At 53.4% G+C, this 12,702-nt stretch carries 10 protein-coding genes, 1 tRNA gene and 2 rRNA genes; 5 read left to right on the forward strand and 8 right to left on the reverse strand.

The window, feature by feature from the left end; translation table 11 throughout:
* Positions 1-26 precede the first annotated feature (26 nt).
* Positions 27-290 carry a Rho-binding antiterminator gene (gene rof / locus ACXIZX_RS03345; RefSeq protein WP_008108461.1) on the reverse strand — a complete coding sequence of 88 codons (264 nt, stop codon included), beginning with the start codon at positions 288-290 and terminating at the stop codon, positions 27-29.
* Positions 277-477 (reverse strand): YaeP family protein, encoded by a 201-nt coding sequence (locus ACXIZX_RS03350; RefSeq protein ID WP_036622231.1) that lies wholly within the window; start codon positions 475-477, stop codon positions 277-279. The genes rof and ACXIZX_RS03350 overlap by 14 nt, the downstream gene beginning before the upstream one ends.
* A 214-nt stretch (positions 478-691) precedes the next feature.
* Between ACXIZX_RS03350 and arfB the strand changes: the two genes are divergently transcribed.
* A complete protein-coding gene (arfB, locus tag ACXIZX_RS03355; protein WP_008108459.1) occupies positions 692-1,102 on the forward strand; it encodes an alternative ribosome rescue aminoacyl-tRNA hydrolase ArfB in 411 nt (136 codons plus the stop codon).
* A 30-nt stretch (positions 1,103-1,132) separates the two neighbouring features.
* Here the strand turns inward: arfB and proS are convergent, their stop codons facing one another.
* From proS to metN, 6 genes are all read right to left on the reverse strand, one after another.
* Positions 1,133-2,851: a proline--tRNA ligase gene (gene proS, locus ACXIZX_RS03360; RefSeq protein WP_154154053.1), complete on the reverse strand. Its 1,719-nt coding sequence runs from the start codon at positions 2,849-2,851 to the stop codon at positions 1,133-1,135.
* An 89-nt stretch (positions 2,852-2,940) separates the two neighbouring features.
* Positions 2,941-3,648: a tRNA (N6-threonylcarbamoyladenosine(37)-N6)-methyltransferase TrmO gene (gene tsaA, locus ACXIZX_RS03365; RefSeq protein ID WP_479403586.1), complete on the reverse strand. Its 708-nt coding sequence runs from the start codon at positions 3,646-3,648 to the stop codon at positions 2,941-2,943.
* Positions 3,645-4,046: an Rcs stress response system protein RcsF gene (gene rcsF / locus ACXIZX_RS03370; RefSeq protein ID WP_061718072.1), complete on the reverse strand. Its 402-nt coding sequence runs from the start codon at positions 4,044-4,046 to the stop codon at positions 3,645-3,647. Before rcsF ends, tsaA begins: the two co-directional genes overlap by 4 nt.
* A 128-nt stretch (positions 4,047-4,174) precedes the next feature.
* Positions 4,175-4,990 (reverse strand): MetQ/NlpA family lipoprotein, encoded by an 816-nt coding sequence (locus ACXIZX_RS03375; RefSeq protein WP_008108451.1) that lies wholly within the window; start codon positions 4,988-4,990, stop codon positions 4,175-4,177.
* Between the two features lie 37 nt (positions 4,991-5,027).
* Positions 5,028-5,681 carry a methionine ABC transporter permease MetI gene (locus ACXIZX_RS03380; RefSeq protein ID WP_008108449.1) on the reverse strand — a complete coding sequence of 218 codons (654 nt, stop codon included), beginning with the start codon at positions 5,679-5,681 and terminating at the stop codon, positions 5,028-5,030.
* Positions 5,674-6,705: a methionine ABC transporter ATP-binding protein MetN gene (gene metN, locus ACXIZX_RS03385; protein WP_479403587.1), complete on the reverse strand. Its 1,032-nt coding sequence runs from the start codon at positions 6,703-6,705 to the stop codon at positions 5,674-5,676. The genes ACXIZX_RS03380 and metN overlap by 8 nt, the downstream gene beginning before the upstream one ends.
* Before the next feature lie 187 nt (positions 6,706-6,892).
* Here metN and gmhB point away from each other — a divergent pair, with 187 nt between their 5' ends.
* The 4 genes from gmhB to ACXIZX_RS03405 all read left to right on the forward strand — a co-directional run bounded on the left by gmhB (position 6,893) and on the right by ACXIZX_RS03405 (position 12,685).
* Positions 6,893-7,453, forward strand: a complete 561-nt coding sequence (gene gmhB, locus ACXIZX_RS03390; protein ID WP_008108445.1) for a D-glycero-beta-D-manno-heptose 1,7-bisphosphate 7-phosphatase — start codon at positions 6,893-6,895, stop codon at positions 7,451-7,453.
* 408 nt (positions 7,454-7,861) lie between these two features.
* Positions 7,862-9,401, forward strand: a 16S ribosomal RNA gene (locus ACXIZX_RS03395).
* An 89-nt stretch (positions 9,402-9,490) separates the two neighbouring features.
* Positions 9,491-9,565, forward strand: a tRNA-Glu gene (locus ACXIZX_RS03400).
* Positions 9,566-9,778: 213 nt separating this feature from the next.
* Positions 9,779-12,685 (forward strand): 23S ribosomal RNA (locus ACXIZX_RS03405).
* The 16S and 23S rRNA genes sit together here with 1 tRNA gene alongside, the layout of an rRNA operon.
* Positions 12,686-12,702: the final 17 nt, after the last annotated feature.

The raw sequence follows: 12,702 nt of genomic DNA on the forward strand, positions 1-12,702 counted from the left end.
GATGTGAGTCCCGCCCGAGAGAGGTTTTACTCGTCTTCGCTAACGACGACGGTGCCCAGCTCCGGATGGGTGAAGCTGGCGATGTGGTCGAGCCGCACTTCGCGGGTCTCGCCTGAGAGATCGACGGCAAGGTACTCAACGTTTTTACGTGAGACCATGTCCACGGCTTTCGCCTTGAGCTGATCGCCGTTTTTTAACTCTAACGACAGCGTCCAGTTTTTTTGGCAGGCGAGTTCGAGGTTGTCGTAATCATCGCAGTTGATGGGTTTATAGGCTTCATTCGTCAACATAGTCGCTCACCAATAAGTTTGCAGCGGCATACGCTGCTTGTTCCCTGAGAGAAGAGTTTAGCGCAGAATCAGCGGCAATATCGTTGAGAGCCTTCAACGCACAACCTATGGCGTCTGGCACATACCCAAGGTCGCCGCTACCAATTTCGGCATACTTCTGGCGAACTAACTCACAATACTTTTGCACATACACCTCCTCAGCAGAGTTGATACTCTGGATGATAGGCGACTATATCACAGGAATTTCATGGAAATCAGCCCGGTCGTCACGGGAATGATGCAAGGAAATGGGCAAAAGTGACATTTCGCGCTGGTCTCATGCACGCAGCGTGCGCACAAAAGGTTAAGTTGATGAACAGGTTATTACAGGACGCAACGTCGAGCCAAACGGCAGGTGACAGATGATTGTGCTGTCTCGATCGGTTTCACTTGCAGATAATGAAGTGGAGCTCAGTGCCATCCGTGCGCAAGGTGCCGGTGGCCAGCATGTGAATAAAACCTCCACGGCGATTCACCTGCGGTTTGATATCCATGCATCGTCGCTGCCGCCGTTCTACAAAGAGCGACTGCTGGCGGCGAGCCATCATTTGATCACCGCAGAGGGTGTGGTGATTATCAAAGCGCAGGAGCATCGCAGCCAGGAAATGAATCGGGAAGCGGCCGTGCAGCGGCTGATTAATCTGATTCAGGAGTTAACCACGGTGGAAAAGGTTCGGCGTGCAACCAAACCCACGCACGGCTCCAAAGTGAGGCGGCTGGAAGGTAAAACCCGGCGCAGTAACGTGAAGGCGATGCGCGGAAAGGTGCAATAAAAAACGCCTCCAGTTGGAGGCGTTTTAGCGTTACTTGTTCAGGGCTTTCGCCAGGAAGTCGACGATGTCATGTTGCTTAATCATCTGCTTCTCGCTGGCGGTACGCGCCTTGTACTCGATCTCTTCGTTATCGAGATTACGATCGCCAATCACGATGGTGTGCGGCACGCCAATCAGCTCCATATCCGCAAACATCACGCCTGGACGCTCTTTGCGGTCATCCAGAATCACGTCAATGCCTTTGGCACGCAGCGTGTTGTACAGCTCTTCAGCCAACTGCTGCACACGGAAAGACTTGTGCATGTTCATTGGCAGAATCGCTACTTCAAACGGTGCTAATGCTGCAGGCCAGATGATACCGCGCTCGTCATTGTTCTGCTCAATCGCAGCCGCTACAACACGCGTGATACCGATACCGTAGCAGCCCATGGTCATCACCTGGTTACGACCATCTTCGCCTTGTACTGCCGCTTTCATCGCTTCGGAGTACTTGGTACCCAACTGGAAGATGTGGCCTACTTCGATACCGCGTTTAATCTGCAGCGTGCCTTTGCCGTCTGGGCTTGGATCGCCTTCCACTACGTTACGGATATCTTCCACACGTGGTTCTGGCAGATCGCGTCCCCAGTTGATGCCGCTCAAATGCTTGCCATCAATGTTAGCGCCGGCGCAGAAGTCGCTGGTTTTCGCCACGGTACGATCGGCGATCACTGGCATGGTTAAACCGACCGGGCCGAGTGAGCCTGGACCGGCACCGAGCAGCGCGCGAATTTGTTCTTCGCTCGCCATCTCCAGCGGTTCAGCGACGATATCCAGCTTCTCGGCTTTGATTTCGTTCAACTGATGATCGCCGCGCAGCAGCAGGGCAACCAGCGTATGGCCGCTCTCTTCGCTGGCTTTGACGAACAGCGTCTTAACGGTTTTTTCAATCGGCAGCTGATGTTGCTCGACCAGCTCAGCGATAGTCTTAGCGTTTGGCGTATCGAACTGCGTCATGGCGGCTGTTGCCTGCGGACGCTCGCCAGCCGGCGCTAAGGCTTCGGCTTTCTCAATGTTGGCCGCGTAATCGGATTCGCTGGAGAAGATCACGTCATCTTCACCGCTCAGCGCCAGCACCTGGAATTCATGTGATGCGCTGCCGCCGATAGAACCGGTGTCAGCTTGTACGGCGCGGAAATCCAGGCCCATACGGCTGAAGCTTTGGCTATAAGCGCGGTACATCGCGTCATAGGTTTCCTGCAGCGATTCCTGCGTGGTATGGAACGAGTAAGCATCTTTCATGATGAACTCGCGTGAACGCATCACACCAAAACGCGGGCGCACTTCATCGCGGAATTTGGTCTGGATCTGATACAGATTGATCGGCAACTGCTTGTAAGAGCTCAGCTCGTTGCGGATCAGATCGGTGACCACTTCTTCGTGGGTTGGACCCAGCACGAAGGGACGTTCGTGACGATCTTTAACGCGCAGCAGCTCCGGGCCGTACTGCTCCCAACGGCCGCTCTCTTCCCACAGATCGGCAGGCTGAACCACCGGCATGGAGATCTCAATCGCACCGGCGTTGTTCATCTCTTCACGCACGATGTTTTCAACTTTTCGCAGCACGCGAATACCGGTCGGCAACCAGGTGTAAAGACCAGAAGCCAGTTTGCGGATCATGCCGGCGCGCAGCATCAGCTGGTGGCTGATCACTTCTGCATCGGAAGGTGTCTCCTTCAGAGTGGAGAGCAGATATTGAGTAGTACGCATTGATTACGATTCCATTTATACGGAAGGAGACTGACAAAATTTTTCTGGCGGCTAGTGTACCAGCGAGAACAATCACTCAAAAGCGCGTTTTAACGGGGATCGAGGGCGATCACCTCGGTTCCTGCCGCATCAATGCGCCAGCGCACGTTAAAGTCGAGTAGCCAGGCGGCATATTCACGATCTTCGGTCTCACCTTTACGGTAAGCCGGACGCGGATCCTGCGCCAGCACCTCAATGATGAAACGCGCTAACTGCGGATAGGTTTTCTGCTGCTGTTGAAGCTGACTCTGCGCCAGCGGCGAAAAGCGTACCGGCATACTGGCATCAGGTGCCGCCTGCGCAAATCCGGCGCGCGCATCTGGCAGCGCTTCGGCAAATGGCAGATAAGGTTTGATATCCACCACCGGCGTGCCATCGACTAAATCGAGGCTGCCGAGCTGCAAGATTACCTGCTGCTTCTCGCAGCGAATGCCTTTTAACTCAACCAGCGACATGCCGACAGGATTGGGGCGGAAGGTTGAACGGGTGGCAAACACGCCCATACGCGCATTGCCGCCGAGGCGCGGTGGACGTACGGTCGGACGCCAGCCACCTTCCATGGTTTGGTGAAACACAAACAGCACCCACAAATGACTGAATTCTTCGAGCCCGCGCACCGCTTCCGGCTGATTATAAGGCGGCAGCAGATGCAGCTCGCCGCCGCCGTCCTGCACCAGACCGGGCTGGCGCGGGACGGCAAACTTCTCTTTCCACGGCGAACGAATCACGCCGATTTGCGCGAAGGCAAAGTCACTCATTGATTCGAGACTTTCAGTGCAGAGCCCTGACAAATGGCCTGGCGATAGCATCCCGGCGTGCTGGTGACAATTTCACACTTATGCAGCAGGACAGCATTGGCTTTCATGCCAGCCGCTCGGATCTGCAGGCGCTTACGCGCAGTGTTGATGTTAGGAGGCGAATCCTGGCTGCTGCTCTGGCAATCTTCAGCGGACACTTCGCCCAAATCGCGGAACGGGTTGCTGACCAGATCGGCCGCATCGGTGTAGATCTTCACCGGCGCAGGACGTGGAGTCGGTTTGCGTTCTGGCTCGCTGGATGCCTGTTGCGGGCGAGAAGGAGCACTGCTTATCGGGTGATATTCACGCACACACCCGGTTAGCATCAATGCCAACAAGCAGAGCGGTAAAAAACGCATGGCAACATCCTCAAGTAATAAAAAGTGGCGTTATTGAAACAAGGACGACAATAAATAACAAGTCAGGTGCAATTTATGGCAAAAGAAAGGGCGGCCGAAGCCGCCCTGCAAGGCATGAAAGGTGAAAATTACCAGCCTTTCACTGCGCCGCCGTTGAAGATCTTGTTGGCCGCTTCAGACACTTCGTCTGACTGGTAAGCCTCAACAAACTTCTTCACGTTCTCAGCGTCTTTGTTGTCTTCACGGGTCACGATCAGGTTCACGTAAGGTGAATCTTTGTCTTCCACGAAGATGCCATCTTTCGCTGGCGTCAGACCAATCTGGCTAGCGTAAGTGGTGTTGATCACCGCCAGAGCGATCTGCTGATCGTCAAGTGAACGTGGCAGCTGCGGCGCTTCCAGCTCAACAATCTTCAGTTTTTTCGGGTTCTCGGTGATATCCAGTGAAGTTGGCAGCAGACCAACGCCATCTTTCAGCTTGATCAGGCCCACTTTCTGCAGCAGCAGCAGAGAACGTCCCAGGTTGGTTGGATCGTTCGGGATGGCGATCTGTGAACCGTCCTGCAGCTCATCCAGTGATTTGATTTTCTTCGAATAGCCGGCGATTGGGTAAACGAAGGTGTTCGCCACCGCAGTCAGCTTGTAGCCGCGATCTTTGATCTGCTGATCCAGATACGGTTTGTGCTGGAAGGCGTTAGCGTCGATATCACCTTTGCTCAGCGCTTCGTTTGGCAACACGTAATCGTTAAAGGTCACCAGCTCAACGTCGAGACCATATTTCTCTTTCGCCACTTTCACCGCAGTTTCAGCAACCTGCTGCTCAGCACCGACGATCACACCCACTTTAATGTGGTTTGGATCTTTTGCTTTCTGATCGCATCCTGCCAGCGCAATTGCGCCAATCAGAGCACCCACAGCGGCAATCTTTTTAAATGTAAAAGACATATCCCTTCCTTAATAGAGGACTATCGATGTTGCTTGCTTACTTATGGGACACAGCACGTACGATGCGGTCGCCACAGAATTGGATTAAATAGACCAGCACAACCAGCAGAACCAGCACGGTGTTCATCACAGTCGCGTTATAGCCGATGTAACCGTATTGGTAGCCAATCTGACCCAAACCGCCAGCGCCAACCGCTCCGCCCATTGCGGAGTAGCCAACCAGCGTAATCAGGGTAATTGTAGCGGCATTCACCAGACCTGGCAGCGCTTCCGGCAGCAGGACTTTACGCACGATTTGCAGTGGCGTGGCGCCCATGGCGCGTGATGCTTCGATCAAACCGGTTGGCAGCTCCAGCAGGGCGTTTTCCACCATACGTGCAATAAACGGCGCGGCGCCCACAGTCAGCGGCACGATAGCGGCTTGCAGGCCAATCGAGGTTCCGACGATGGCGCGGGTGAACGGAATCATCCACACCAGCAGGATAATGAACGGAATCGAACGGAAGATATTCACCAGCGCCGACAGCACGCGATAAAGCGCGTTGTTGGCCAGAATCTGGCCGGGACGCGTCACATACAGCAGCACGCCCACCGGAAGACCGAGGACAAAACCAAAGAAACCAGAGACAAAGGTCATCATCAGCGTTTCCCAGACGCCGCGCGTCAGTAACCACATCATCGCTTCAGACATAACCCAACACCTCTACTTTCACATGATTTTCTTTCAGCCAGGCAATTGCGGCTTGTGTATCTGCTTCACTGCCATCCATCTCAGCCAGCATGATGCCGAACTTCACGCCACCGGCGTAATCCATCTGCGCACTGATAATGTTGTTATTAACGTTGAAGCGACGGGCCGCTTCAGACAGCAGCGGAGCATCAACCGATTTGCCGGTGAATTCCAGGCGCAGCAGCGGCACGCTTTCGGCCGTTGCCTGTGGCGCCATGCGTTGCTGGTAATCGTCGGGGATATCCAGATGCAGCGTTGACTGAATGAATTGCTGCGCCAGTGGCGTTTTAGGATGCGAGAACACTTCGCTCACGCTGTCTTTCTCTATTAACTCTCCATTGCTGATGACCGCAACCTGATCGCAGATGCGTTTCACCACATCCATTTCATGGGTGATCAATAGAATGGTAATGCCGAGACGACGGTTTATGTCTTTCAGCAGCTCCAGAATCGAACGCGTGGTGGCAGGATCCAGTGCGCTGGTGGCTTCATCACACAGCAGCACTTTTGGATTGCTTGCCAGTGCACGGGCAATCGCGACACGCTGCTTTTGTCCGCCAGAAAGATTTGCTGGCCAGCTATCATGCTTGTCAGATAATCCCACCAGATCCAGCAATTCGCTAACGCGCTTCTTTATCTGTTCGCGTGAAAGATTGCCCAACTCCAATGGCAGCGCCACGTTGCCGGAGACGGTGCGGGAGTTCATCAGGTTAAAGTGCTGGAAAATCATGCCAATCTGGCGGCGTGCCAGCGTCAATTGACCAGATGAAAGGGTAGTTAACTCCTGGCCATCAACCAGCACGCGTCCAGACGTTGGGCGCTCCAGCAGATTGACGCAGCGAATCAATGTACTTTTACCGGCACCGGATGAACCGATGACGCCGTAGATCTGACCTGCAGGCACGTGCAGGCTGACGTTGGACAGCGCCTGAATGATGCGTGAACCTTGCTGGAACACTTTGGTGATATTTTCGAGTTTAATCATTAGTTTATTTATTATCGTGTTGCATAGTCCGTGGTGTATCGGGCTTCACTCAGCAGGGCTGTGCGAAATTTGGATGGATGTTAAGGCATCCAGACGGCTAAATCAATGGAAGTCATTCAAACTGCCATTCTCTCGCTATACGCAATCATGCGATACTTAGCGACACATTTTCAGCAGGAGTTTCTACGTGGCGAATAAAGTCCCGGCTATTTTTCTTGATCGTGATGGCACATTGAATGTCGATCACGGCTATGTTCATGAAATCGATAATTTCGAGTTCATTGATGGCACCATCGAAGCGTTACAGGCGCTGAAGAAGATGGGCTATGCGCTGGTACTGGTGACGAACCAGTCGGGCATTGCGCGTGGCATGTTTACCGAAGATCAGTTTATGCAGCTCACCGAATGGATGGATTGGTCGCTGGCCGATCGCGATGTTGATCTGGATGGCATCTATTTCTGTCCGCATCTGCCCGATGCCACAGTAGAAGCGTATCGCCAGCAGTGTGATTGCCGTAAGCCGCAGCCGGGCATGTTGCTCTCCGCGCAGCAGCATCTGGATATCGATATGGCTTCTTCTTATATGGTAGGCGACAAAATAGAAGATATGCAGGCGGCGTTAGCTGCGGGTGTAGGTACGAAAGTACTGGTACGCAGCGGTAAGCCGGTAACGCCAGAAGGCGAAGCAGCGGCAGATTGGGTGATTAATAGTCTGGCAGAGCTGCCTGCACGCATCAAAAAGGCCTAAAAACGGGCCTTTTGCGCAAATTTCAAGCGAACGGCAAAAAACTTGAAATTTGCACTTGTCAGTTCCGAATAACTCCCTATAATGCGCCACCACTGAGACGGCAAAGCGGCAACGCAGACGGCTCAGCAGGGAGTGAAGAAATTCATCCCGCCGGATGAAAACGCTGAAAAAAGTGTTTGACTCCGAAGGAGAGTAGCGTAGTATACGCCACCTCGCGACAGACGGTTCAGCCGCTGCTCGCAACGCTCTTTAACAATTTATCAGACAATCTGTGTGGGCACTCGCAGGATTGATATCAGCGTCTCCGGACGTAAAAAATATCAAAGCCTCACGAGTGAACACATAATGAAATTCATTATGACGTTTTACAGATGAGCACCGCTGAACTTGTTTCAGCAAATCAAACTTAAATTGAAGAGTTTGATCATGGCTCAGATTGAACGCTGGCGGCAGGCCTAACACATGCAAGTCGAACGGTAGCACAGAGAGCTTGCTCTCGGGTGACGAGTGGCGGACGGGTGAGTAATGTCTGGGAAACTGCCCGATGGAGGGGGATAACTACTGGAAACGGTAGCTAATACCGCATAACGTCGCAAGACCAAAGTGGGGGACCTTCGGGCCTCACACCATCGGATGTGCCCAGATGGGATTAGCTAGTAGGTGGGGTAATGGCTCACCTAGGCGACGATCCCTAGCTGGTCTGAGAGGATGACCAGCCACACTGGAACTGAGACACGGTCCAGACTCCTACGGGAGGCAGCAGTGGGGAATATTGCACAATGGGCGCAAGCCTGATGCAGCCATGCCGCGTGTATGAAGAAGGCCTTCGGGTTGTAAAGTACTTTCAGCGGGGAGGAAGGCGGTGGAGTTAATAACTTCACCGATTGACGTTACCCGCAGAAGAAGCACCGGCTAACTCCGTGCCAGCAGCCGCGGTAATACGGAGGGTGCAAGCGTTAATCGGAATTACTGGGCGTAAAGCGCACGCAGGCGGTCTGTCAAGTCGGATGTGAAATCCCCGGGCTTAACCTGGGAACTGCATTCGAAACTGGCAGGCTAGAGTCTTGTAGAGGGGGGTAGAATTCCAGGTGTAGCGGTGAAATGCGTAGAGATCTGGAGGAATACCGGTGGCGAAGGCGGCCCCCTGGACAAAGACTGACGCTCAGGTGCGAAAGCGTGGGGAGCAAACAGGATTAGATACCCTGGTAGTCCACGCCGTAAACGATGTCGACTTGGAGGTTGTTCCCTTGAGGAGTGGCTTCCGGAGCTAACGCGTTAAGTCGACCGCCTGGGGAGTACGGCCGCAAGGTTAAAACTCAAATGAATTGACGGGGGCCCGCACAAGCGGTGGAGCATGTGGTTTAATTCGATGCAACGCGAAGAACCTTACCTACTCTTGACATCCAGAGAACTTAGCAGAGATGCTTTGGTGCCTTCGGGAACTCTGAGACAGGTGCTGCATGGCTGTCGTCAGCTCGTGTTGTGAAATGTTGGGTTAAGTCCCGCAACGAGCGCAACCCTTATCCTTTGTTGCCAGCGGTTCGGCCGGGAACTCAAAGGAGACTGCCAGTGATAAACTGGAGGAAGGTGGGGATGACGTCAAGTCATCATGGCCCTTACGAGTAGGGCTACACACGTGCTACAATGGCGCATACAAAGAGAAGCGACCTCGCGAGAGCAAGCGGACCTCATAAAGTGCGTCGTAGTCCGGATCGGAGTCTGCAACTCGACTCCGTGAAGTCGGAATCGCTAGTAATCGTAGATCAGAATGCTACGGTGAATACGTTCCCGGGCCTTGTACACACCGCCCGTCACACCATGGGAGTGGGTTGCAAAAGAAGTAGGTAGCTTAACCTTCGGGAGGGCGCTTACCACTTTGTGATTCATGACTGGGGTGAAGTCGTAACAAGGTAACCGTAGGGGAACCTGCGGTTGGATCACCTCCTTACCTGAAGATACCTTCCCGCGCAGTGCTCACACAGATTGTCTGATAAAAAGTAATGAGCAAGACGGCTGCGAAGTCGTGACACTACTCGTGTCCCCTTCGTCTAGCGGTTAGGACTCCGCCCTTTCACGGCGGCAACAGGGGTTCGAATCCCCTAGGGGACGCCACTTGCTTGGTGACAGGTGAAAGGTGTCTCCACGAAGTATCTCAAAACTGACTTAACCGTCATGTTTGAGATATTGCTCTTTAACAATCCGGAACAAGCTGAAAATTGAAACGACGTATCGTATTCATTCTCCGTAATAAGAATGAAGCTGCGATATGTTCGAGTCTCTCAATGCCTGCAGTCTGCAGCGTTGCAAAACGCCTGTGGGTTGTGAGGTTAAGCGACTAAGCGTACACGGTGGATGCCCTGGCAGTCAGAGGCGATGAAGGACGTGCTAATCTGCGTAAAGCGTCGGTAAGGTGATATGAACCGCTACAGCCGACGATGTCCGAATGGGGAAACCCGGTGCACTCAGTGCATCATCGCAACATGAATACATAGTGTTGCGAGGCGAACCTGGGGAACTGAAACATCTAAGTACCCAGAGGAAAAGAAATCAACCGAGATTCCCCCAGTAGCGGCGAGCGAACGGGGAACAGCCCAGAACCTGAATCAGTTTGTGCGTTAGTGGAAGCGTCTGGAAAGTCGCGCGATACCGGGTGATAGCCCCGTACACGAAAGTGCACATACTGTGAGTTCGAAGAGTAGGGCGGGACACGTGGTATCCTGTCTGAATATGGGGGGACCATCCTCCAAGGCTAAATACTCCTGACTGACCGATAGTGAACCAGTACCGTGAGGGAAAGGCGAAAAGAACCCCGGCGAGGGGAGTGAAACAGAACCTGAAACCGTGTACGTACAAGCAGTGGGAGCCTCATTTATGGGGTGACTGCGTACCTTTTGTATAATGGGTCAGCGACTTATATTCTGTAGCAAGGTTAACCGTATAGGGGAGCCGCAGGGAAACCGAGTCTTAACTGGGCGTTAAGTTGCAGGGTATAGACCCGAAACCCGGTGATCTAGCCATGGGCAGGTTGAAGGTTGGGTAACACTAACTGGAGGACCGAACCGACTAATGTTGAAAAATTAGCGGATGACTTGTGGCTGGGGGTGAAAGGCCAATCAAACCGGGAGATAGCTGGTTCTCCCCGAAAGCTATTTAGGTAGCGCCTCGTGAACTCATCTTCGGGGGTAGAGCACTGTTTCGGCTAGGGGGCCATCCCGGCTTACCAACCCGATGCAAACTGCGAATACCGAAGAATGTTATCACGGGAGACACACGGCGGGTGCTAACGTCCGTCGTGAAGAGGGAAACAACCCAGACCGCCAGCTAAGGTCCCAAAGTCATGGTTAAGTGGGAAACGATGTGGGAAGGCACAGACAGCCAGGATGTTGGCTTAGAAGCAGCCATCATTTAAAGAAAGCGTAATAGCTCACTGGTCGAGTCGGCCTGCGCGGAAGATGTAACGGGGCTAAACCATGCACCGAAGCTGCGGCAGCGACGCTTAGGCGTTGTTGGGTAGGGGAGCGTTCTGTAAGCCGTTGAAGGTGTCCTGTGAGGGGTGCTGGAGGTATCAGAAGTGCGAATGCTGACATAAGTAACGATAAAGCGGGTGAAAAGCCCGCTCGCCGGAAGACCAAGGGTTCCTGTTCAACGTTAATCGGAGCAGGGTGAGTCGACCCCTAAGGCGAGGCTGAAAAGCGTAGTCGATGGGATGCAGGTTAATATTCCTGCACTTGGTGTTACTGCGAAGGGGGGACGGAGAAGGCTAGGTTATCCGGGCGACGGTTGTCCCGGTTTAAGCGTGTAGGCTGATATCTTTGGTAAATCCGGGATATCTTAAGGCTGAGGCGTGATGACGAGCCACCACGGTGGTGAAGTAACTGATGCCCTGCTTCCAGGAAAAGCCTCTAAGCTCCAGGTAACACGAAATCGTACCCCAAACCGACACAGGTGGTCAGGTAGAGAATACCAAGGCGCTTGAGAGAACTCGGGTGAAGGAACTAGGCAAAATGGTGCCGTAACTTCGGGAGAAGGCACGCTGGCGCGTAGGTAGAGGGACTTGCTCCCCGAGCCGAAGCCAGTCGAAGATACCAGCTGGCTGCAACTGTTTATTAAAAACACAGCACTGTGCAAACACGAAAGTGGACGTATACGGTGTGACGCCTGCCCGGTGCCGGAAGGTTAATTGATGGGGTTATCCGCAAGGAGAAGCTCTTGATCGAAGCCCCGGTAAACGGCGGCCGTAACTATAACGGTCCTAAGGTAGCGAAATTCCTTGTCGGGTAAGTTCCGACCTGCACGAATGGCGTAATGATGGCCAGGCTGTCTCCACCCGAGACTCAGTGAAATTGAAATCGCTGTGAAGATGCAGTGTACCCGCGGCAAGACGGAAAGACCCCGTGAACCTTTACTATAGCTTGACACTGAACATTGAGCCTTGATGTGTAGGATAGGTGGGAGGCTTTGAAGCGTGGACGCCAGTCTGCGTGGAGCCAACCTTGAAATACCACCCTTTAATGTTTGATGTTCTAACGTAGGCCCGTGATCCGGGCTGCGGACAGTGTCTGGTGGGTAGTTTGACTGGGGCGGTCTCCTCCCAAAGAGTAACGGAGGAGCACGAAGGTTGGCTAATCCTGGTCGGACATCAGGAGGTTAGTGCAATGGCATAAGCCAGCTTGACTGCGAGAGTGACGGCTCGAGCAGGTGCGAAAGCAGGTCATAGTGATCCGGTGGTTCTGAATGGAAGGGCCATCGCTCAACGGATAAAAGGTACTCCGGGGATAACAGGCTGATACCGCCCAAGAGTTCATATCGACGGCGGTGTTTGGCACCTCGATGTCGGCTCATCACATCCTGGGGCTGAAGTAGGTCCCAAGGGTACGGCTGTTCGCCGTTTAAAGTGGTACGCGAGCTGGGTTTAGAACGTCGTGAGACAGTTCGGTCCCTATCTGCCGTGGGCGCTGGAGAATTGAGGGGGGTTGCTCCTAGTACGAGAGGACCGGAGTGAACGCACCACTGGTGTTCGGGTTGTCATGCCAATGGCATTGCCCGGTAGCTAAGTGCGGAAAAGATAAGTGCTGAAAGCATCTAAGCACGAAACTTGCCCCGAGATGAGTTCTCCCTGACTCCTTGAGAGTCCTGAAGGGACGTTGAAGACTACGACGTTGATAGGCCGGATGTGTAAGCGCAGCGATGCGTTGAGCTAACCGGTACTAATGACCCGTGAGGCTTAACCTTACAACGCCAGAGGCGTT

This window comes from Candidatus Pantoea symbiotica (assembly GCF_056491525.1).